The organism is Candidatus Pelagibacter sp. Uisw_101 (assembly GCF_047727615.1).
Lineage (GTDB): Bacteria > Pseudomonadota > Alphaproteobacteria > Pelagibacterales > Pelagibacteraceae > Pelagibacter.
The window spans coordinates 699,613-719,445 of the sequence record NZ_CP159821.1 but is presented as its reverse complement, the minus strand read 5'-3'; the positions used below and the strand labels follow the sequence as shown (position 1 = coordinate 719,445).

Annotated in this window: 26 protein-coding genes and 1 riboswitch; of the genes, 23 read left to right on the top strand and 3 right to left on the bottom strand. The window is 29.0% G+C overall.

The features are described 5' to 3' along the window. The first annotated feature begins 1 nt into the window (after window position 1). The 9 genes from glyA to ABXT48_RS03670 all read left to right on the top strand — a co-directional run bounded on the left by glyA (window position 2) and on the right by ABXT48_RS03670 (window position 8,474). Window positions 2-1,312: a serine hydroxymethyltransferase gene (gene glyA, locus ABXT48_RS03710; protein WP_415287115.1), complete on the top strand. Its 1,311-nt coding sequence runs from the start codon at window positions 2-4 to the stop codon at window positions 1,310-1,312. Beyond that, window positions 1,312-1,770: a transcriptional regulator NrdR gene (nrdR, locus tag ABXT48_RS03705; protein ID WP_415277649.1), complete on the top strand. Its 459-nt coding sequence runs from the start codon at window positions 1,312-1,314 to the stop codon at window positions 1,768-1,770. Before glyA ends, nrdR begins: the two co-directional genes overlap by 1 nt. Next, window positions 1,751-2,851 carry a bifunctional diaminohydroxyphosphoribosylaminopyrimidine deaminase/5-amino-6-(5-phosphoribosylamino)uracil reductase RibD gene (gene ribD / locus ABXT48_RS03700; protein ID WP_415303361.1) on the top strand — a complete coding sequence of 367 codons (1,101 nt, stop codon included), beginning with the start codon at window positions 1,751-1,753 and terminating at the stop codon, window positions 2,849-2,851. Before nrdR ends, ribD begins: the two co-directional genes overlap by 20 nt. Window positions 2,852-2,855: 4 nt before the next feature. Then, the gene (locus ABXT48_RS03695) at window positions 2,856-3,449 is read left to right on the top strand and encodes a riboflavin synthase (protein WP_415287112.1); all 594 of its coding nucleotides are present in this window, start codon (window positions 2,856-2,858) and stop codon (window positions 3,447-3,449) included. After that, window positions 3,436-4,536 carry a 3,4-dihydroxy-2-butanone-4-phosphate synthase gene (gene ribB, locus ABXT48_RS03690; protein ID WP_415303360.1) on the top strand — a complete coding sequence of 367 codons (1,101 nt, stop codon included), beginning with the start codon at window positions 3,436-3,438 and terminating at the stop codon, window positions 4,534-4,536. The genes ABXT48_RS03695 and ribB overlap by 14 nt, the downstream gene beginning before the upstream one ends. After that, entirely contained in the window at window positions 4,536-4,997 is a 462-nt protein-coding gene (gene ribH / locus ABXT48_RS03685) for a 6,7-dimethyl-8-ribityllumazine synthase (protein WP_415303359.1), read from the top strand. Before ribB ends, ribH begins: the two co-directional genes overlap by 1 nt. After that, window positions 4,924-5,328: a transcription antitermination factor NusB gene (locus ABXT48_RS03680; protein ID WP_415287109.1), complete on the top strand. Its 405-nt coding sequence runs from the start codon at window positions 4,924-4,926 to the stop codon at window positions 5,326-5,328. The genes ribH and ABXT48_RS03680 overlap by 74 nt, the downstream gene beginning before the upstream one ends. Then, a complete protein-coding gene (gene thiL / locus ABXT48_RS03675; RefSeq protein WP_415287108.1) occupies window positions 5,321-6,280 on the top strand; it encodes a thiamine-phosphate kinase in 960 nt (319 codons plus the stop codon). Before ABXT48_RS03680 ends, thiL begins: the two co-directional genes overlap by 8 nt. An 88-nt stretch (window positions 6,281-6,368) precedes the next feature. Beyond that, window positions 6,369-8,474 carry a sodium-translocating pyrophosphatase gene (locus ABXT48_RS03670; protein WP_415287107.1) on the top strand — a complete coding sequence of 702 codons (2,106 nt, stop codon included), beginning with the start codon at window positions 6,369-6,371 and terminating at the stop codon, window positions 8,472-8,474. An 11-nt stretch (window positions 8,475-8,485) separates the two neighbouring features. Here ABXT48_RS03670 and bamE read toward each other — a convergent pair whose 3' ends face one another. Beyond that, window positions 8,486-8,947: an outer membrane protein assembly factor BamE gene (bamE, locus tag ABXT48_RS03665; protein WP_415303358.1), complete on the bottom strand. Its 462-nt coding sequence runs from the start codon at window positions 8,945-8,947 to the stop codon at window positions 8,486-8,488. Here bamE and ABXT48_RS03660 point away from each other — a divergent pair. The 6 genes from ABXT48_RS03660 to ABXT48_RS03635 are packed head-to-tail and all read left to right on the top strand — an operon-like array spanning window position 8,946 to window position 11,486. Further along, window positions 8,946-9,413: a ubiquinol-cytochrome C chaperone family protein gene (locus ABXT48_RS03660; RefSeq protein ID WP_415287105.1), complete on the top strand. Its 468-nt coding sequence runs from the start codon at window positions 8,946-8,948 to the stop codon at window positions 9,411-9,413. The genes bamE and ABXT48_RS03660 overlap by 2 nt on opposite strands. A gap of 7 nt (window positions 9,414-9,420) precedes the next feature. Continuing rightward, complete coding sequence (gene rpmF / locus ABXT48_RS03655) at window positions 9,421-9,603, top strand: 50S ribosomal protein L32 (RefSeq protein ID WP_011282128.1); 183 nt, start codon at window positions 9,421-9,423, stop codon at window positions 9,601-9,603. Window positions 9,604-9,619: 16 nt separating this feature from the next. Continuing rightward, window positions 9,620-10,624, top strand: coding sequence for a phosphate acyltransferase PlsX (gene plsX / locus ABXT48_RS03650; protein ID WP_415287104.1), 1,005 nt, complete (start codon window positions 9,620-9,622; stop codon window positions 10,622-10,624). Further along, window positions 10,624-10,926: an HU family DNA-binding protein gene (locus tag ABXT48_RS03645; RefSeq protein ID WP_271493085.1), complete on the top strand. Its 303-nt coding sequence runs from the start codon at window positions 10,624-10,626 to the stop codon at window positions 10,924-10,926. The genes plsX and ABXT48_RS03645 overlap by 1 nt, the downstream gene beginning before the upstream one ends. Next, window positions 10,916-11,293, top strand: coding sequence for a MerR family transcriptional regulator (locus ABXT48_RS03640; protein WP_415287103.1), 378 nt, complete (start codon window positions 10,916-10,918; stop codon window positions 11,291-11,293). Before ABXT48_RS03645 ends, ABXT48_RS03640 begins: the two co-directional genes overlap by 11 nt. 1 nt (window position 11,294) lies before the next feature. Then, a complete protein-coding gene (locus ABXT48_RS03635) occupies window positions 11,295-11,486 on the top strand; it encodes a 50S ribosomal protein L33 (RefSeq protein ID WP_006996892.1) in 192 nt (63 codons plus the stop codon). Between the two features lie 2 nt (window positions 11,487-11,488). Here ABXT48_RS03635 and ABXT48_RS03630 read toward each other — a convergent pair whose 3' ends face one another. After that, window positions 11,489-11,779: a chorismate mutase gene (locus ABXT48_RS03630; protein WP_415287102.1), complete on the bottom strand. Its 291-nt coding sequence runs from the start codon at window positions 11,777-11,779 to the stop codon at window positions 11,489-11,491. 42 nt (window positions 11,780-11,821) lie between these two features. Between ABXT48_RS03630 and ABXT48_RS03625 the strand changes: the two genes are divergently transcribed. After that, entirely contained in the window at window positions 11,822-12,841 is a 1,020-nt protein-coding gene (locus tag ABXT48_RS03625; protein ID WP_415287101.1) for a COX15/CtaA family protein, read from the top strand. Here ABXT48_RS03625 and ABXT48_RS03620 read toward each other — a convergent pair. Further along, window positions 12,825-14,165: an O-acetylhomoserine aminocarboxypropyltransferase/cysteine synthase family protein gene (locus ABXT48_RS03620; protein ID WP_415287100.1), complete on the bottom strand. Its 1,341-nt coding sequence runs from the start codon at window positions 14,163-14,165 to the stop codon at window positions 12,825-12,827. The genes ABXT48_RS03625 and ABXT48_RS03620 overlap by 17 nt on opposite strands. A gap of 4 nt (window positions 14,166-14,169) precedes the next feature. Continuing rightward, window positions 14,170-14,238: riboswitch (SAM riboswitch) on the bottom strand. Between the two features lie 138 nt (window positions 14,239-14,376). Here ABXT48_RS03620 and rplM point away from each other — a divergent pair. From rplM to ABXT48_RS03585, 7 genes are read left to right on the top strand one after another with little or no spacing between them, the layout of a single operon-like run. Continuing rightward, window positions 14,377-14,838 (top strand): 50S ribosomal protein L13, encoded by a 462-nt coding sequence (rplM, locus tag ABXT48_RS03615; protein ID WP_415303357.1) that lies wholly within the window; start codon window positions 14,377-14,379, stop codon window positions 14,836-14,838. A gap of 1 nt (window position 14,839) precedes the next feature. Then, window positions 14,840-15,289, top strand: coding sequence for a 30S ribosomal protein S9 (gene rpsI / locus ABXT48_RS03610; RefSeq protein WP_415303356.1), 450 nt, complete (start codon window positions 14,840-14,842; stop codon window positions 15,287-15,289). A 34-nt stretch (window positions 15,290-15,323) separates the two neighbouring features. Continuing rightward, window positions 15,324-16,346, top strand: coding sequence for an N-acetyl-gamma-glutamyl-phosphate reductase (gene argC / locus ABXT48_RS03605; protein WP_415303355.1), 1,023 nt, complete (start codon window positions 15,324-15,326; stop codon window positions 16,344-16,346). Further along, entirely contained in the window at window positions 16,343-16,567 is a 225-nt protein-coding gene (locus ABXT48_RS03600) for a hypothetical protein (RefSeq protein WP_415287097.1), read from the top strand. The genes argC and ABXT48_RS03600 overlap by 4 nt, the downstream gene beginning before the upstream one ends. Beyond that, entirely contained in the window at window positions 16,568-17,860 is a 1,293-nt protein-coding gene (locus ABXT48_RS03595) for a homoserine dehydrogenase (protein ID WP_415287096.1), read from the top strand. Beyond that, complete coding sequence (locus ABXT48_RS03590) at window positions 17,860-18,759, top strand: AEC family transporter (RefSeq protein ID WP_415303354.1); 900 nt, start codon at window positions 17,860-17,862, stop codon at window positions 18,757-18,759. Before ABXT48_RS03595 ends, ABXT48_RS03590 begins: the two co-directional genes overlap by 1 nt. 16 nt (window positions 18,760-18,775) lie before the next feature. Further along, window positions 18,776-19,624: a DMT family transporter gene (locus ABXT48_RS03585; RefSeq protein WP_415287094.1), complete on the top strand. Its 849-nt coding sequence runs from the start codon at window positions 18,776-18,778 to the stop codon at window positions 19,622-19,624. Window positions 19,625-19,833: the final 209 nt, after the last annotated feature.

Below are 19,833 nucleotides of genomic sequence, written 5' to 3'. Positions count from 1 at the left end.
TATGTCTAGTGAAAAAAACTATTTAAACGAAAACTATAAAAGCTTTTTTGAAGATAGCTTATCTGTAACTGATCCAGAATTACATAAAGCAATAAGTGATGAATTAAAAAGACAACAACAGCATATAGAATTAATTGCTTCTGAGAATATTGTTTCACAAGCCGTTCTAGAGGCGCAAGGTTCTGTTTTAACAAATAAATATGCAGAAGGATATCCTGGGAAAAGATACTACAATGGATGTGAACATGTTGATGTTGCTGAAAACTTAGCCATTGAAAGATTAAAAAAATTATTTGATTGTAAATTTGCTAACGCTCAACCACATTCTGGAGCTCAAGCGAATGGAGCTGTATTTTTAGCACTATTAAATCCTGGTGATACTTTTATGGGGATGAGCTTAAATTCTGGTGGTCATATTACGCATGGATTAAAAATTTCAATGTCAGGTAAATGGTTCAATCCAATAGGGTATGATGTTGATAAAGAATCAGAACTTATCGATTATGACAATGTTGAAAAACTTGCATTAGAACACAAACCAAAACTTATAATTTGTGGGGGCAGTGCTTACTCTAGAGTAATTGATTTTAAAAGATTTAGAGATATAGCTGACAAAGTAGGTGCATATTTAATGGTAGATATGGCACACTTTTCAGGTTTAGTTGCTGGTAAAGGTTATCCAAATCCATGTGAACATGCACACGTAGTAACATCAACAACTCATAAAGTTTTTAGAAGTGCTAGAGGTGGAATTATCTTAACTAATCATGAAGACTTAGCAAAAAAATTTAACACAGCAGTATTTCCTGGTTATCAAGGTGGACCATTGATGCATGTCATTGCAGCAAAGGCAGCTGGTTTTTTAGAAGCATTAAGACCAGATTTTAAAGATTATATTAAATCAGTTTTAGCTAATGCTAAAATTTTATCAGAGACACTTAAGAATAATGGCTTTAAGATTTATTCTGGCGGAACGGATACACACTTAATGTTAGTTGATCTAAGACCTTTTAATGTTAAGGGTAATTTAGCAGCCGAAAGCCTTTCTAATGCTAATATTACCTGTAATAAAAATGGTATACCTTTCGATTCAGAAAAGCCGATGATTACTTCTGGTATAAGATTGGGAACTCAAGCTGCTACAACTAGAGGTTTTGGATTAAAAGAATTCGAAAAAGTAGGTGAATTAATAACTAAAGTTGTAAAAGGTTTATCTGACAATCCCGAAGACAATAGTAAAATTGAAGAAGAAGTTAGAAATGAAGTTATAGAGCTTACCTCTCACTTCCCAATATATAAAAATTTAAAATAATGATTTGTTCGATTTGTAAAAAAGGTGAAACATCAGTTGTAGACTCTAGACCTACAGAAGATGGTACCGCTATAAGAAGAAGAAGACTTTGTGTATGTGGAGCCAGATTCACAACTTTTGAAAGAGTACAATTTAGAGAAATAATGGTTATTAAAAAGAATGGAAGAAAATCATCTTTTGATAGAGATAAGCTTTCAAAATCAATTTACATAGCATTAAAGAAAAGACCAATTGATACTGAAACAGCAGAAAAGTTTATTAGCAGGACTTCAAGAGCATTAGAGGAACTTGGCCAAAGTGAAATTTCATCGAATACAATTGGCACAATGGTTATGGAAGGTTTGAAAGATCTTGATCCAGTTGCGTACGTTAGATTTGCATCTGTATATCGAAATTTTAGAGAAGAAAAAGACTTTGTGCAATTCGTGGACAAATTAGATGTCTACAAAAAAAGATAAATTTTCAAAAAAAGATAAAACTTTTATGAAGCTTGCCTTAAATTTGGCTAAAGCACGACATGGACTGACTGGAGTTAATCCTTCCGTTGGATGTGTAATTGTTAAAAATAATGAAATACTTTCAATTGGTCAAACAGGTTTTGATGGCACACCTCATGCTGAATTTAATGCAATTAAAAATTCAAATGAAAACCTAGAAGATTCAAAAATGTATGTAACTCTTGAACCCTGTAGTCATTATGGAAAAACTCCTCCATGCACAAATATTATAATTAAAAATAAAATTAAAGAAGTTGTGTATGCGGTAGAAGATATTGATAAAAAAGTTAAAGGTAAAACTTTAAAAATTCTTCAATCCAAAGATATTTTAGTAAAAAAAAATTTACTTAAAAATGAAATTAATAAATTTTACATACCTTATTTCTTTAATAGAAAAAATAAACTTCCTTATGTTACTGGTAAAATTGCAATTTCTAAAAATAATTTAATATACAGCAAAGATACAAAAAGAATTTCAGATATTCATACCGATAAATTTACACATTTTCTTAGATATAAAAATGACTCATTAATGATTTCATCCAAGACTCTAAAAAAAGACAACTCAAAACTTAACTGTAGACTAGAAGGTTTAAATAAATTTTCTCCTAAAAGAATAATTTTAGACAGAAATTTAGAAACAAAAAAAAATTCGTATATTTTTAAAACAGCAAATAAAAATAATACTATAATTTTTTATCATAATGCTAAAACTAAAGAAAAAGCAATGTTTAAAAAAAAAGGTATAACTTTAATCAAAGGTAAATTGATTAAAAATAGCTTTGATATTAAGTCAATTTTAAAAAAACTTTATGTCCTTGGCTGCAGAAATTTATTAGTTGAAGGAGGAAATGATCTTTCTAAACACATTGTTAAAAAAAGACTATTTAATGAGTTTTATCTATACAAGTGTGCAAAAAGATTATCAAAGTTAGTTAACTATAAAGAGTTTAATTTTCTTAATGAATTAAAGAAAAATTATAAAAATAAATTGAAAATTAATAAAAAATTAGGCAAAGACTTAATTACACTTTACAAATAATATTATGTTTAATGGAATAATTTTCAATCAAGGCTTAATCACTAAATTTGAAAAAAGATCAAAGGGTATTAATATTTTTGTAAAAGCTGATTTAAAATTAACACGTAAAGATCTAGGTGTATCAGTTGCCTGTGACGGTGTTTGTTTAACATTAATTGATATTAAAAATAAAATAATGGAATTTTATCTTTCAGATGAAACTATACAAAGATCAAAGTTCAAATTCTTAAAAATTAATGATAAAATTAACCTTGAGCTTCCTTTAAAATTTGGTCAAAAAATATCAGGTCACATTTGCCAAGGTCACATTGATGCAGTAGGTAAAATTCAGAGCATTAAGAAGATTGATAAGTCATATTTATTTGATTTTGAGCTTGTTAAAAAAGAAAGAGCAAACTTAATTGAAAAAGCTTCTATTTGTATCAATGGAATTTCTTTAACAATTTCTAAAGTAACTAAAAAGGGTTTTCAAATATGGGTAATACCACACACATATAATCTCACCAATTTATCATCTCTAAAGAAAAACAGTCTCATTAATATAGAGATAGATATCTTATCTAAATACGTTAGAAATTATTTTAATGAAAAAAAATAGTTTTACTCCAATAGAAAACATAATTGCCATTGCCAAGAGAGGTGGCATGTTTATTTTGGTTGATGATGAAAAAAGAGAAAATGAAGGAGACTTAATAATATCAACAACAGACTCAAGTGCTAAAAATATTAATTTTATGGCCAAATATGGTCGTGGATTAATTTGCCTAGCACTAGATAGCGTACAGGCAAAACGGTTAAATTTATCCTTAATGTCACCAATAAATCAATCAAGGAATAAAACTGCTTTTACAATTTCTATCGAAGCAAAAAAAGGAATTACAACTGGGATTTCAGCAAAAGATAGAGCTAAGACAATTAAAATTGCATCAAAGAAAAATGTAAATAAAAAAGATATTGTTTCGCCTGGTCATGTTTTTCCAATCATTGCCAAAGATGGAGGTGTTTTAGTTAGAGCCGGTCACACAGAAGCATCTGTGGATATCTCAAAGCTAGCTAAAAAAAATAATTCAGCAGTTATTTGTGAAATAATGAATGAAGATGGTACAATGGCTAAGGGTCAAGATTTATTTAACTTTGCAAAAAAACATAATTTAAAGATAGGTAAAATTGAAGATCTTATTGCTTATCGTTTAAAAAAAGAAAAACTAATTAAACTTAAAAAACAATCTGATATTGAGGTTAAAAATCAGAAATATAAAATTAGAATTTATGAAAATCTTTTAGATGGATCTGAGCATTTTGCTCTAATTAAAGGAAATATTAAAAAAGGGATAGTACCAAGAGTTAGAGTAATTTCATCTAACGTGGTTCAAAATTATTTAATCAATCAGCAGTTACCAAACTCATTTAACAAAACTTTAAATTATTTTAAAAGATTTAATAATTGTGTTTTAGTATTTATTAAAGACACAAACTTAAGATCGGTTACGCAGACACTCAAGGATTATAAGAATAAAGATTTCTACAAAAAGGGAAATGATAAACTTATAAGAAATTATGGCATTGGTGCTCAGATAATCAAAGATTTAAAGATCAAAAATATGATATTAATTACTAAATCTCTCAAAAAAGTTATTGGGTTAGAAGGTTATGATATAAAGATTACTAAACAGGAAATCATTTAATGAAAAAAAAAATCTTAATAGTTATTGCGGATTATTATAAGGACATTGCTAAGGGGTTACTTGGTAGTGCTAAAGAAGTATTACCAAAATCTGGCTTAATAAAAGTTATTAGTGTTCCAGGTGCTTTTGAGATACCAGTCACAATTTCAAAAAATATTAAGAAATATGATGCTTTTTTAGCGCTTGGCTGCGTTATAAAGGGTGAGACACCACACTTTGATTTCATTTCTCATGCTTCAACTGAAGCAATAATGAAACTATCTATAGAAAATAAAAAACCTATTGGTAACGGAATTATTACCTGTCTAAATATGCGTCAAGCTATAGCTAGAAAAAAAAGGGGAGAGAGGCAGCTCAAGCTGTTATATCTGTCTTGTCTCAATAAATATGAGAACTCCATACAATCCCAATCAAAGTCCAAGAGTTATAATTATCCAAAAATTATATGGAAATTTTTTTAATGATGACACAGATTTAACTTTTCCTAAACATAGATTTAAAAAGTTTATTAAGGATGTGGTTTTAGGCACAATAGAAAGAGACGAAGTGATTAAAGAAGAAGTTAAAAAATATTTAAGTGAAGATATTCAACTAACTAATTTAGATAAAGTTTTTCAAATAATTGTTAAATCAGCTATATTCGAGTTTTTATATAAGCCAAAAGTATCTACAAAAATAATTATTAAAGAATATCTTGATGCATCAAATTTTTTTTTAGAAGACTCTCAAACAAAATACTTGAATGCTATACTAGATAAAATAGCTAAAAAAATAAGAACAACTAATGCATGAATTTGAATTAATAAAAAATTACTTTCAAAAACTTTCCACAAAATCTCCTAGTGCCCTAAATTTAAATGATGATGTTTTTTTTGATAAAAAAAATAGATTAGCTGTTTCAGTTGACACATATACTGAAGGTAATCACTTTATAGATTTTAAAAAGCCAGAATTAGTTATTAAAAAGATAATTAGATCGTCAATATCAGATCTTATTTGTAAAGGTGTTAAGCCAAAATATTATTTTATTTCAGGTTCAGGTAATAAAAAAAGTTTTTCTAAATCAAATTTATCAAAAATCAGCAAAGCTCTTAACCAAGAACAAAATAAATATAAGATATTTTTAAGTGGTGGAGATACAGTTTTTTCAAATAAGTTAAGTTTTACAATTACCTCAATTGGTTTTGCTAATAATATTATCTATAGAAATAAAGCTAAAATTAATGATGATATTTATGTATCTGGCAATCTAGGTGATAGTTATTTGGGTTTATTAGTTTTAAAAAATAAAATTAAACTTAATCAGCGATTAAAAAAATATTTTATTAACCAGTATTTTATGCCAAATATTCAATTACAATTAACAGACAAAATTAAGAAATTTGCCAACACGTCAATTGATATCTCTGATGGATTATTAGCGGATCTTGATAAAATGATTAATAGCCAAAAATTATCATACAAACTTTTTTTAAAAGATATTCCAATTTCAGATAATCTTAAAAAAGTACTTGATTTTAAGAAACTATCTAAGATCAACTACATTTCTAACGGTGATGATTATCAGATTTTATTTACGGCCTCAAAAAACAAGATGGGAATCATAAAGAAAATGGCCTCTAATTGTAGAGTTAAGCTTACAAAAATTGGCTCAATCCAAAGCTATGTTGAAAAATCATCCATTATTGGTGGCAAAAATCTTCAAATATCCCTTAAAAACAAGGGTTATTTTCATAATTTTTAGCAAGTTAAATATTGCCTTTTATTGCTTTTTTTGTATTGTCCGGACTTTAAATAATAAAATTTAACAACCAAACAACTAAAAAGGCATCATGAACTCACTTATAGAAACAATATTACTTTACACCATAGCAGCTGGATCACTTGCAATTGTTTATGGGTTTTTTACTGGTTTAAATATTCTTAATCTAAGTGCTGGAAATGCAAAAATGCAAGAAATTGCATCTGCAATTCAGATTGGAGCTAAAGCCTATCTAACAAGACAATATAAAACGATAGCCGTGGTTGGAGTTGTTGTTTTAGTTATTATTTGTGCAGTGTTTAGCCCTTTAGTTGGTCTTGGTTATTTTATTGGTGCAACACTATCTGGAATAGCTGGATATGTTGGAATGTTAGTTTCGGTTCAAGCTAATGTTAGAACTGCAGAAGCATCAAGAAAAGGTTTAGCAAGTGGTCTTGCCGTAGCTTTTAAATCGGGTGCTGTCACAGGAATGCTTGTTGCCGGTTTAGCTTTATTAGCTATAGCAGTTTATTATTATATTTTATTAAGAATGGGCGTTGCCGATAGAGAGGTAGTTAATGCATTGGTTGCATTAGGTTTTGGTGCTTCATTAATTTCAATTTTTGCTAGATTAGGTGGTGGAATTTTTACTAAAGGTGCCGATGTTGGTGCTGACTTAGTTGGTAAAGTTGAAGCTGGAATACCTGAGGATGATCCTAGAAACCCAGCGGTTATAGCAGATAACGTTGGAGACAATGTTGGTGACTGCGCTGGAATGGCGGCAGATTTATTTGAAACTTATGCTGTAACTATTGTTGCAACAATGGTTTTATCTTCAATATTTTTTGTAGGTGATATGAATATGATGATCTACCCTTTAACAATTGGTGGAGCCTGTATTTTAACTTCAATTTTAGGAACTTTCTTTGTTAAACTTGGAAGAAGCAAGAATGTTATGAATGCTTTATATAAAGGATTTGTTGTCTCTGCTGTTTCTTCATTGGTAATTTTATACCCTGTAACTGATTATGTAATTGGTTTTGCAAGCGAGTATACTGTTAATGGTAAAAGCTTTACTGGTATGAGCTTATATTATTGTGGAATAATTGGTTTAGTTATTACTGGGTTATTAATTTGGATCACAGAATATTACACTGGAACAGAATATAGACCAGTAAGAAGTATTGCAAAATCCTCAACAACAGGACATGGAACAAACGTTATTCAAGGCTTAGCTGTATCAATGGAAGCTACAGCAATACCTGCATTAATTATTGTTGCTGGGATTTTAGCTACAAACTCAATTGCTGGTCTTTATGGTATTGCAATATCTGTTACTACAATGTTAGCTTTAGCTGGAATGGTTGTTGCTCTTGACGCTTATGGTCCTGTAACTGATAATGCTGGTGGTATTGCTGAAATGGCTAAATTACCTAATAATGTGAGAAAGACCACAGATGCATTGGATGCAGTAGGTAACACAACTAAAGCTGTTACTAAAGGTTACGCAATTGGTTCAGCTGGTTTAGGTGCATTAGTTTTATTTGCAGCTTACGTTGAAGATATTAAACATTTTTCTGGAACGGCAGGATCTAAATTAGAGGGAATAGTTGTAACCTTTGATTTAACCAATCCTTATGTTGTTGTTGGTTTATTAATTGGTGGAATGCTTCCATATTTATTTGGATCAATGGGAATGCAAGCCGTTGGCAGAGCAGGTGGAGCTGTAGTTGTAGAGGTTAGAAGGCAATTTAAAAAGTTCCCAGGAATTATGAAGGGTACCCAAAAACCAGATTACGCCAAACTTGTTGATTTATTAACTCAAGCTGCAATTAAAGAGATGGTAATACCATCTTTACTACCAGTTCTATCCCCAATAGTTTTATATTTTGTAATTCTACCTATCGGTGGTCAAGCAGAAGCGTTAGCTGCTGTTGGTGCAATGTTACTTGGTGTGATCATAACAGGTCTGTTTGTTGCTGTTTCAATGACTGCAGGTGGCGGAGCTTGGGATAATGCTAAGAAATATATTGAAGATGGAAATCATGGTGGAAAAGGTTCTGAAGCTCATAAAGCTGCAGTAACTGGAGACACTGTTGGAGATCCGTACAAAGATACTGCTGGTCCTGCTGTAAACCCAATGATTAAGATCACTAATATTGTAGCTTTATTATTATTGGCTGTAATTGCTGGATAAAAAGAATAAGTTTATCTTTTTCTTTTACCTAAAGGGTCATTAATTTTCTGTCTCATGCTAGATAGAAAGTCGTATACAAATGTATTTTTCTTGTATTGATTTTCAGTAGTTTGTTCAGAAAACTTTAATTCCTGCATATTATTGAGATCTAGAAATTCTTTTGTTTCTAGAAGACCCATACTATTGACCTCCAGTAATAGTACGTTATTAACTATAATTCTTTCACTACCAAATTTTGTAAGAGATGAATTATCAGTTTTTCTTTCAATATAAATCCATAAATCATTATCAAAAGTACTTTTTGTTGATGGTGAACCTAATAATTTTAAAATATCATTTTTATTTGACTGATTAACGGTAAGCTTTTCTTGTTTTTTATTTAAAAAATGAACACCGTGGTGCTTTTCAACTTTTTTTAAAGTACAAGCTGAAATAAATAATGATATTATAAAAAATATAAATAATTTTTTCATGGATAAAAACTACATAAATATTTACAACAATTTAGTTAAATTAACTAGAAATAAAGATTTGTATAAAGATTTTAAAAATCAAGATACTTTTTCTGATAGATTGATATTCTTTTTGCTGCATTTCGCTTTCTTTTTGAAAGTCTATAAGGAAAATAATGATAAAAAACTACTTCAAGAAATTTATGATTTTACTTTCAGGCAAGTTGAATTAAGTATCAGGGAAATTGGTTATGGTGACCAATCAATTAATAAAAAAATGAAAGACTACCTAAACTTATTCTATGGAATGATTGATAAAATTCATAGTTGGGATGAATTAGATATAGAATCTAGAAACTCTATTTTGGTAAATTTTTTAGATAATTCACCTAATATTGAGTATTTGGTTAAATATTTTGAAAATTATAGGTTAAATTTAAAAAATAATACTTTAAATTCTTATATAAAAGGTGTACTTAAGCATTAATTTTATTATGGCTGTACCTAAACGAAAACAATCACCGTCAAGAACTGGAATGAGAAGAGCTCAGAATATGAAGTTCAAATCTACCAATATTGTTGAAGATAAAAAATCTGGAGAATACAGATTACCTCATCACTTAGATCTAAAGACTGGCATGTACAGAGGTAGACAAGTTTTAGATCCTAAAGAATAAAAGTCCAAAAAATTAAATGAGTAAAATAATAAAAATTGCAGTTGATGCAATGGGTGGAGATAATTCACCAAAAAAAGTTATAGATGGAATTAATCATCACTATAAGAGTAATGCTAATACTTTTTATAAAGTTTTTGGTGATAAGGAAAAAATCCAAAATCATATCAATGACCAGTTACCCCCATCTTCATTTGAAATAATTCATACCACAGATATAGTTAAAGGAACCGATAGTCCTTTAGAGGGAGCCAAAAGAGGAAAAAATACTAGCATGTGGTTAGCCATACAAAGTGTTAAAGAAAAAAAATCTGATATAGTTATATCTGCTGGTAACACTGGGGCGTTACTTGTCATTTCAAAGCTTAACCTTAAGATGATTGAAAATATTGATAAACCAGCACTCTCAGCTTTATGGCCAAATAAAAATAACATGAGTGTTGTATTAGATTTGGGGGCAAATATTGAATGCAGCCCAAAAAACTTAATTGACTTTTCTATTATGGGATCTTCATTATTTAAATCTCTATATCCAGACGACACGGCAAAAGTTGCCTTATTAAATATTGGATCAGAAGAACTTAAAGGAAATGAAATAATAAAAGAAACTTATCAGCAACTTAATCAAAGAAATAATACTGGTTTTGAATTTAAAGGTTATATCGAAGGTAATCAGTTAATGAATGGCGATGTAAATGTTATTGTTGCAGATGGATTTACTGGAAATGTTGCTTTAAAAACAGCTGAGGGAACTGCAAACTTTATTACTAGTGAATTAAAGAAAGCTATGACAGGTAATATTATTGGTAAAATTTCATCTTTATTAAATATTTCAAATTTAAGAAAATTTAAAGCAAGACTAGATCCAAGACTTTACAATGGTGCAATTTTTATAGGTTTAGATTCTCCTGTTATTAAAAGCCATGGTGGAACAGATTATATAGGCTTTTCAAACTCTTTAAGTGTTTGTACTAGAATTGTTAGTGGTAATTTAATAGAAAAGATAAGAAACAACATCAGTTAATGCAAAGAACTAACTTAACAAAAAAAGACCTTATAAACTCAATTTATATGCAGATTGGTTTTTCAAAAAATATATCTGAAAATTTGATTGATGATTTTCTAATCACAATAGTGGAAAATTTAAAAAAAGAAAAAAAATTAAAGCTCTCAAAATTTGGCACTTTTTCTATAAGGGCCAAAAAAAGTAGAATTGGACGAAATCCCAAAACAAAAGAGCAAACAACCATATCTAATAGAGATGTTGTTTTATTTAAAGCTTCTAAGGAATTTAAAGATTTGGTAAATTCTAAGAATGATTCATAAAAATAATGATGCTTATAAATCAATAGGCGAGGTTGCTAAAATTCTTGATCTTGTAAATAAAAAAAAGGGAACCCTAAATACTCATACCATTCGTTTTTGGGAGAAGGAATTTAAGCAAATTAAGCCAAAAATTTTAAATGGGAATAGAAGGTATTATAACAATGATACAATAGAAGTTTTAAAAAAAGTTAAATATCTCCTTAAAGATCAGGGAATGACAATTATTGGTGTTAAAAAAGTTCTTAATTCTGATAAATCATTAAAACTTGACGAATTACCAAATAATTCTATAAATGCTGATTATAGTATAAAAAATAAACTTAAGAAGATTTCTGAACTAATAAAAAAGATTAAAAGATTAAAATAATATGGCAAAAAAAACACACGTTAAAGTTAGATTAGTACCAGAGGCTAAACCAGATAGTCCATTTTTTTATTATGTTAAAAAACCAGCAGGTGGTGAAAAAGCTAAAGTTAAATTATCTGCTAAGAAATATAATCCTTCTACAAGAAAACATGAAATGTTTGTTGAAAAAAAATTACCTCCACACAGTAAATAGTATTACTTTTTTCTAAAATTTCTTTTTTCGTAATCAATAAAAGACCAAATCATATTTTTCCATATTCTATTTGTAATTTTTGGGTCTATGTTAGTTTGTATTGATTTTTTTTTAATCTTTTTAAGGATAAAATTGATCCTTTTTTGATCAATTATTTCTTTCTTATGTATTTTTATTTTTAATACTTCATTAACTAGTGATGATCTTTTTTTGATTAATTTAAGTAAATCATTATCAAGTCTATCAAGCTTTATTCTTATCTGATTTAGTTTTATTTTATTAGTAGGCGACATTTATTCAATTGGTTATTAAGATAATTATTATAAGTATAATTTATGTTTGTAAATAGCGACAACTATATAAAATATTTAAAATTGTGGTTAATAACTTTATTTTCGTTAATTGTTCTCATGGTAGCGGTTGGTGGTCTTACTAGATTAACGGACTCAGGTCTATCAATCACAACTTGGGAGCTTTTTACTGGAATACTTCCTCCATTGAATGTTAATGACTGGAATTTTTATTTTTCAGAGTACAAAAAAATACCTGAATATAAAAATATTAATTACGGCATGTCTTTAGATGAGTTTAAAATAATTTTCTATTGGGAATATGCTCATAGATTATTAGCAAGATTTGTTGGACTGTTTACATTGGTACCTTTGCTTTTCTTTAGTCTATATTTTAAAAATACCCAACATTATTCAAATAAATATTATTGGATATTTTTTCTTGTGTGCCTTCAAGGATTCATAGGTTGGTATATGGTCTCTAGTGGATTAATTGAAAATAATGACGTTAGTCACTTTAGACTTAGCATTCATTTATCTTTAGCTTTATTCATCCTATGTTTAATTTTCTGGTATATTTTAGACATTTATAAAACTAAAAAATTTCATAAAAGAATTCCAAATTTACTTTTATTATTCATACTCAAGTTGATAGTTTTACAGATTGTATTGGGTGCTTTTTTATCGGGCTTAGATGGTGGTCTAATCTATAATTCATGGCCTGATATGAATGGTAGCTTTTTTCCAAATGACGTTGGTTATAACGACGTAATTAATACTCAATTATTTAACAACCCATCAATTGTTCAATTTCTACATAGAGTTACAGCTTATTTACTTTTATTTTTTATTATTATTTTAAATTATCTCTATATAAAAAATAATTATGGAACTAAAAATATCATACTGTTTGATATTGCGATATTGGTTCAGATTTTTTTGGGAATTATAACTTTACTATCTGGTGTAGAGATTAAATATGCATCACTACACCAGTTAGGTTCAATTTTTGTATTAACTACTTATCTTGCAATTATATATAAAAACTCTAACCAACAGCTTTAGCTTTATTAATGTCTTCAACATTATCTGTTCTTTTTAGAGCTTGTTCTAAATCTTCAATAATGTCGTCAATATGCTCAAGACCAATACACAGCCTTACATATCCTGGTGTTACACCTGAAGCTAAAAGCTCTTCTTCATTTAATTGACTGTGTGTTGTTGTTGCGGGATGTATTGCTAGACTTCTAGCATCACCAATATTTGCTACATGATAAAACATTTTTAAAGCTTCTATAAATTTTTTACCTGCTTCAATACCGCCCTTTAACTCGATACCAACTAAAGCACCATTTCCACCACTTAGGTATTTTTTAGCTCTATTTCCAATTTCACCTTTGTATTGATTTGGATAAATAACTCTGGAAACTTCAGTATGTTTAACTAAATAGTCGACAACTTTTTCAGCATTTGAGCAATGTTGTTTCATTCTTAAAGCTACAGTTTCAAGTCCTTGGATTAATCCAAATGCATTATCAGGAGATAATGCTGCACCCAAATCTCTTAATAAAACAACTCTAGCTCTAACTGCAAAAGAAACATTCGCACCAGTTAACTCGGGTACTACTTTGCCCCATACTGCACCACCATAACTTGCATCAGGCTCATTAAATAGAGGCTGTCTTTTAGGATCTGCTGTCCAATCAAAATTACCACCATCGATTAAAGCTCCACCTACAACTGTACCATGTCCACCTATGTATTTAGTAAGTGAATAAACAACTATAGCAGCACCGTGCTCTAAGGGCTTACATAGAACGGGAGAGGCCGTATTATCCATTATTAGTGGTATATTATATTTTCTACCTATGTCAGATACTTCTTTAATAGGAAAAACTCTTAAGTATGGATTCGGTAAAGTTTCTCCATAAAATGCTCTTGTTTTATCATCTATGGCTTTTTCAAAGTTTTTAGGATCAGCAGGGTCTGCATACCTAACTTCAATACCAAGTTTACTTAAAGTATGCGTGAATAACGAAATAGTACCTCCATATAGATCTGTTGAACTCACAATATTGTCTCCAGCTTTTGCGACGTTTAAAATTGAAAAAGTTGATGCCGTTTGACCAGATGATACCGTTAAACAAGCTAAGCCCCCCTCTAATGCAGCAAGCCTTTTTTCTAGGGCATCATTAGTAGGATTCATTATTCTTGTGTAGATATTACCAAACTCTTTTAAAGCAAATAAATTTGCAGCGTGTTCAGTACTGTCAAATTGATAAGAAGTAGTTCTATAAATTGGAACAGCTACAGCTTTAGTTGTTGGATCACTTCTATAATCTCCACCATGTATGGCTATAGTCTCAGGGTTTTGTCTTTTTGTGCTCATCTTAATACTCCTTTTTTAGTACTTTTGCTTAATGCAAGGCGTACAATACAGTTCAAATGCACCTACCGATAATGTATGTAAAAATCCTTTTTAGCATTAACTAGCCTGCAATAGGAACAAATCGGCTCAATCAAACTATCATTTAAGTATGATATTACAAGGGAAATATAAAATTGACATTATATCTAATAATAGTATTAATCCTCGCATAATGACAAAATTTCTAAAAAGTAGTGAATTAAACAGCGACTGGTTTGAAATAGATGCTAAAAATGCTGTAGTTGGTAGATTAGCTTCAATCATAGCTATGATTGTTAGAGGAAAAAACAAAACTACTTTTACACCTCACATGGATGATGGTGACTTTGTTGTAGTTAAAAATGTTGAGCAAGCAAAGTTCACAGGAAAAAAATTCAAAGATAAAAAATATTATAGACATACTGGTCACCCTGGTGGAATTAAAGAAATTACTCCTGAAAAATTATTAGAAAAAAACAAACCTGGTGAGACATTAAAATTAGCTATTAAAAGAATGTTACCTGGCGGAGTTCTTGGAAGAAAACAGTTAACTAAAGTAAAAATTTATGCAGGTGAAGAACACCCTCATGCAGCACAAAACCCTAAACTTTTAGACCTAGGTAAATTAAACAGTAAAAATTTAATAAGAAATTAATATGGAAACAGCAGCTGTACCAACTAAAGTATCTACAAAAAAACCTAAAATTAAATTAGATTTTAAAGATAGTAAATACGCAACTGGTAGAAGAAAAAAATCTATTGCAAAAATTTGGGTGAAAAAAGGTACTGGCAAGATTTACGTTAATGGCAGAATTATGGATGAATATTTCACTAGTGGAAGTCATAAAATGCAAATTACAAGACCATTTGAAATTATAAACCAAGCAACTGATTATGACGTAAGATGTAGTGTTGCAGGTGGTGGTCATACAGGTCAAGCAGGGGCAATGGTTCATGGTATTGCTAAAGCACTAATCTTATTTGACTCAGAGAATAGAGCTATACTTAAGACCGAAAAGCTAAATACCAGAGATTCTAGATCAGTTGAGAGAAAAAAACCTGGTCGTAGAAAAGCTAGAAGAAGCTTCCAATTCTCTAAAAGATAATTCTTTTTTAACACTAAACTGCTATAATAAAAAAATGCCTAAGCTTAATGTTTTAGTTGCTGGATCAACTGGTTATATCGGTGTTCAATTAATTAAACTATTAGTTAAACATAGCGATGTTAAGATTAAATATCTTTGTGGAAATTCCTCTGTTGGAAAAAATATCTCTTATTATGAAAAATCATTTACTTCAAAAAAGTTACCTAAAATTATTAGATACAACAAGGCACTTTTAAAAAACATAGATCTTGTTTTTACAGCTCTACCTAATGGTGAGGCGCAAGATATTTCAAATGATTTATTTAAACATAATGTATTAATTGATTTAGCTGCAGACTTTAGACTTAATAAAGCATCTGATTATCTAAAATGGTACAAGCAAAAACACAGATCAGTAAAAAATATTAATAAATCGATTTACTCATTACCAGAAATTAATGGTGACAAAGTAAAGAAATTTAATATTATTGGATGTCCAGGATGTTACCCAACTTCAATACTTTTACCGCTTATTCCTTTAGTTAAGAAAAATTTAATAAAGACAGATAATGTTATTATAGATTCTAAATCTGGTTACTCTGGAGCTGGTAGAGGTGTGCATAATAAATATAAGGATAAAAACCTTTACGAGTTTTTAAGCGCTTATGGTGTGGGCTTTCACAGACATAACTCCGAAATACAACAAGAAATTAACAGCCATAGTAAAAAGAAATTTTATTTTACATTTACTCCTCATCTAACACCAATGCATAGAGGTATATTTAGTACTATTTATGTAGATCTTAACAAAGGTGTAAGTATTAAAAAATTAGAAAAAACTTTAAATAGTGAATATTCAGAAAAAAGATTCGTTAAAATTTTAAAAACAAATTCATTGTTAAGTACAAACGACGTAATTAACACAAATAATTGCTCTATAGTAATTTGTAAAACTAAGTATAAAAATAGAGTTATTATTTTATCCGTTATTGATAATCTAATTAAAGGTGGAGCAGGTCAAGCTATACAAAATATGAATATCAAATATGGTTTTAAAGAAACAAAAGGATTAATTTGAAATACTTATTTTTATCTTTAACTTTGTTTTTAACTTCTTGCTCATTAAGTAAAGACTCAGCTTACTGGAATGATGATCCAATAAAAAAATCTACTGAAGATAAAAAATTATCTAAGATAATAAAGAAAACTGGTGATTATAAATCTATGACCTTTGATGAATTTAACCTTTTTCTTAAAGATTATTCAAATAACGCGGAATACCCTGATATTAACCAATAAATGAAAAATATTATTAACATTGCTGTTGTTGGTCTAGGACAAGTTGGTATCTATTTGTTAAATGAACTTAATACAAAAAAAAAAGATATTGAACTTAAAACAGGTAAAAAAATTAATATAGTAGCTGTTTCAGCAAGAAGTATTTCTAAAAAGAGAAGATTTAAAGTTAATAAGAAAATATTTTTTAAAAACCCATTAGAAATTTTTAATAAGACTAAAGTTAATATTTTATTTGAAGCTATAGGCATGTCAGATGGTATATCTAAAAAAGTTGTAGAAACTGCTTTAAAAAATAAAATACATGTAATCACTCCTAATAAAGCACTTATTTCTAAACATGGTGATTATCTGGGAAAGTTAGCTGAAGACAATGATGTTAACTTAGAATTTGAAGCCTCGGTTGCAGGTGGAATTCCAATATTAAGAGCTATTAAAGAGGGCCTTGCAACAAATAAGATTTTAAAAGTTTATGGAATTTTAAATGGAACTACCAATTATATACTTACTGAGATGGAAAATTCTAACCAAAGTTTTCCTGAAGTTTTAAAAAAAGCTCAAAAACTTGGTTATGCTGAACCAGGTAATCCTAAATTAGATTTAAATGGTTTTGATGCCTTTGCTAAAGTTAGAATTTTATCTGCTCTAGCGTTCAACAATAAAATATCAAAACACAAGTGTTTGATGGAGGGAATAGAAAAGATTGAACTAAAGGATATTAAAATTGCAAATCAATTGGATTTAAGAATTAAACTTTTAGGTATTTCTGAACTAAAAAATAATCAACTTTTTGAAACTGTACATCCATGTCTTGTTAGTAAAAAATCTTATATTGGTAATGTTGGCGGTGTTATGAATGCGGTTATTATTGAAGGAAAACCAGTTGGAGAAAGCATTCTACAAGGAGAAGGGGCAGGTCCTGGTCCAACCTCATCTGCACTACTTTCAGATTTATTACTTATTTTAAAAGGTAATATTAACAATCCCTTTGGTGTGAGTGTTTCTAATCTGAAATCTTTAAAACCTTATAATATAGATAATTATACTAATTCATTGTACTTAAGATTTGAAGTTAAAGATAAACCTGGAGTATTATCACAAATTACAAATCGTTTAGCAAAATATGATATATCAGTAAAAAGACTTATCCAAACACCTGATAAAAAAAATAACAAAGCAACGATTGTTATTATTACACACAAAACATCAGAACTTAATTCTATTAATTGTTTAGCTATATTTAAAAATAATAAAAATATTCTTAAAATACCTATATTGATAAGATTACTTGGTTAATGGATATATACGCTAAACTTTTTGAAGTTTTGTTCCCGGTCTTTTTTATTGTTGCTATTGGTTACTTTTTAGGTAAAAAAAATCCTAAATTAGATACTTCTTTTATAGCAAACTTTGCAGCAAACATAGGTAGTCCAGCAATGGTTTTTTATGCCGTTACAACAACAGGGATATCTTTTAATATTTTTATTGAATATTTTTGGTATTCATTATTAGCAGTAACTGGGTTTGCCCTTACTGGTGTTATTTTTCTAAAATTTTTAAATAAAGATATCATATCTGAATTACCACCTTTTATTTTACCAAATACTGGTAACATGGGTCTTCCAATTTGTTTATTTGCTTATGGTAGTCAAGGCCTTGGTATAGCAGCAACAATCTCATCTCTAGTTATATTATTTCATTTTACCTTAGGAGTTTTTCTTGCTAGTAAAAAATTTGATTTAACTCTCTTATTTAGAAGTCCACCTTTTTATGCAATTATTATTTCAGTTTTATTTTTATACTTCGATATAGAAACGCCAGTTTTTTTGATCAATACAACAATGATGCTTACTTATGCTGCTATATTTTTAATTTTGATGTCATTGGGTATAGCACTAACAAGGTTTAAAGTTTTTTCATTTAAATCAGCTTTAATCTCATCTATAGCGAGGGTTATTATTGGTCCAATTATTGGTTTTCTTATTATAAAGACTTTTAATTTATCAGGATTTGCTGCAGGAGTGTTATTAATTCAATGCTCAATGCCAAGTGCCGTTTTGACATATTTAGTTGGGTCACTGTATTCTTCAAAAAAAGTTGTTGATAGCATCGCTAGTATGATTGTTGTTTCAACCATAATGTCATTTATTACAGTTCCGTTAACTGTATTCTTTGCTTTAAAATACTTCTATTAAGAAGTAATCTCAGTTAATGAAGGCAATAATATTAAATGCATCAGCATGGATGATAGTTCCAGTTATGGATGCCTTTGCTAAGCATTTAACAGCTACTATGCCTGTATTACAGATAACATGGGCTAGATATTTTTTTACAGTTGTTTTTACAGCTTCCTTGATGCTATTTTTTTACAGGGAAACTCTTGTTTGGAGTAAAAGGCCTATTTTACAATCAGTTAGAGGTGTAATACTTGCTTTTTCTACTCTATGCTTTTTTTATTCCATATCAGTAATTTCGCTGCCAAAAGCTTTAACATTAGCATTTGTTGCTCCAATAACTTGTACGGCACTGTCACCTTTTTTTCTATCTGAAAAAGTCGGAATTAGAAGATGGACTGCAGTTTTGATAGGATTTTCCGGAACTCTTATTGTTATTAGACCGGGTTTTTTAGATGTAAATTTAGCTACTTTAGCTGCATTAGCGTGTGGGATTTGTTATGGTTTTTATTTAGTAATAACCAGAAAGCTCAGCACCTCAGATAACTCGCTTTTAACACTGTTATTTACAGGGGTAGTAGGGTTAGTCATATTTAGTCTATTTATGCCATCTGTATGGGTTAATCCAAGCCTTAATGAGTGGTTTATGATGGCTATAATAGGTCTTATAGCTTCTGTGGCTCATCTTTTTATAATTTTATCATTAAAATATGCTGACGCATCTAAACTAGCTCCATTAGGATATACTGAGATTATTACTAATATCGTCATTAGCTATTATTTCTTTAATGAATTGCCTGATAACTGGACTTACCTTGGTTTATTTATAATTGTTCTTAGTGGATTATATATTTCAAGGAGAGAAATTTATATTAAATCAAATTAATTAGGTATTATTTGTTTACTAATACTTAATATTATACATTAATAGTATATATTAAACTACTGTAATTATTGATTTAAATACAATCTTATAAATTTATAAAATTATATATAAAATATAATAATATTTAACAAATAGTTAAATTATAGTTACTAAAAATAGGCCTAAAATAAAATAAAAGTAGCATAGATCTTTTTTTCTATAGTTGAAAA

Excerpts from the sequence above, each read along its gene's own strand:
- glyA (WP_415287115.1), top strand. The coding sequence starts at position 2 with ATGTCTAGTGAAAAAAACTATTTAAACGAAAACTATAAAAGCTTTTTT.
- nrdR (WP_415277649.1), top strand. The coding sequence starts at position 1,312 with ATGATTTGTTCGATTTGTAAAAAAGGTGAAACATCAGTTGTAGACTCT.
- ribD (WP_415303361.1), top strand. The coding sequence starts at position 1,751 with ATGTCTACAAAAAAAGATAAATTTTCAAAAAAAGATAAAACTTTTATG.
- ABXT48_RS03695 (WP_415287112.1), top strand. The coding sequence starts at position 2,856 with ATGTTTAATGGAATAATTTTCAATCAAGGCTTAATCACTAAATTTGAA.
- ribB (WP_415303360.1), top strand. The coding sequence starts at position 3,436 with ATGAAAAAAAATAGTTTTACTCCAATAGAAAACATAATTGCCATTGCC.
- ribH (WP_415303359.1), top strand. The coding sequence starts at position 4,536 with ATGAAAAAAAAAATCTTAATAGTTATTGCGGATTATTATAAGGACATT.
- ABXT48_RS03680 (WP_415287109.1), top strand. The coding sequence starts at position 4,924 with ATGAGAACTCCATACAATCCCAATCAAAGTCCAAGAGTTATAATTATC.
- thiL (WP_415287108.1), top strand. The coding sequence starts at position 5,321 with ATGCATGAATTTGAATTAATAAAAAATTACTTTCAAAAACTTTCCACA.
- ABXT48_RS03670 (WP_415287107.1), top strand. The coding sequence starts at position 6,369 with ATGAACTCACTTATAGAAACAATATTACTTTACACCATAGCAGCTGGA.
- ABXT48_RS03660 (WP_415287105.1), top strand. The coding sequence starts at position 8,946 with ATGGATAAAAACTACATAAATATTTACAACAATTTAGTTAAATTAACT.
- bamE (WP_415303358.1), bottom strand. The coding sequence starts at position 8,947 with ATGAAAAAATTATTTATATTTTTTATAATATCATTATTTATTTCAGCT.
- rpmF (WP_011282128.1), top strand. The coding sequence starts at position 9,421 with ATGGCTGTACCTAAACGAAAACAATCACCGTCAAGAACTGGAATGAGA.
- plsX (WP_415287104.1), top strand. The coding sequence starts at position 9,620 with ATGAGTAAAATAATAAAAATTGCAGTTGATGCAATGGGTGGAGATAAT.
- ABXT48_RS03645 (WP_271493085.1), top strand. The coding sequence starts at position 10,624 with ATGCAAAGAACTAACTTAACAAAAAAAGACCTTATAAACTCAATTTAT.
- ABXT48_RS03640 (WP_415287103.1), top strand. The coding sequence starts at position 10,916 with ATGATTCATAAAAATAATGATGCTTATAAATCAATAGGCGAGGTTGCT.
- ABXT48_RS03635 (WP_006996892.1), top strand. The coding sequence starts at position 11,295 with ATGGCAAAAAAAACACACGTTAAAGTTAGATTAGTACCAGAGGCTAAA.
- ABXT48_RS03630 (WP_415287102.1), bottom strand. The coding sequence starts at position 11,779 with ATGTCGCCTACTAATAAAATAAAACTAAATCAGATAAGAATAAAGCTT.
- ABXT48_RS03625 (WP_415287101.1), top strand. The coding sequence starts at position 11,822 with ATGTTTGTAAATAGCGACAACTATATAAAATATTTAAAATTGTGGTTA.
- ABXT48_RS03620 (WP_415287100.1), bottom strand. The coding sequence starts at position 14,165 with ATGAGCACAAAAAGACAAAACCCTGAGACTATAGCCATACATGGTGGA.
- rplM (WP_415303357.1), top strand. The coding sequence starts at position 14,377 with ATGACAAAATTTCTAAAAAGTAGTGAATTAAACAGCGACTGGTTTGAA.
- rpsI (WP_415303356.1), top strand. The coding sequence starts at position 14,840 with ATGGAAACAGCAGCTGTACCAACTAAAGTATCTACAAAAAAACCTAAA.
- argC (WP_415303355.1), top strand. The coding sequence starts at position 15,324 with ATGCCTAAGCTTAATGTTTTAGTTGCTGGATCAACTGGTTATATCGGT.
- ABXT48_RS03595 (WP_415287096.1), top strand. The coding sequence starts at position 16,568 with ATGAAAAATATTATTAACATTGCTGTTGTTGGTCTAGGACAAGTTGGT.
- ABXT48_RS03590 (WP_415303354.1), top strand. The coding sequence starts at position 17,860 with ATGGATATATACGCTAAACTTTTTGAAGTTTTGTTCCCGGTCTTTTTT.
- ABXT48_RS03585 (WP_415287094.1), top strand. The coding sequence starts at position 18,776 with ATGAAGGCAATAATATTAAATGCATCAGCATGGATGATAGTTCCAGTT.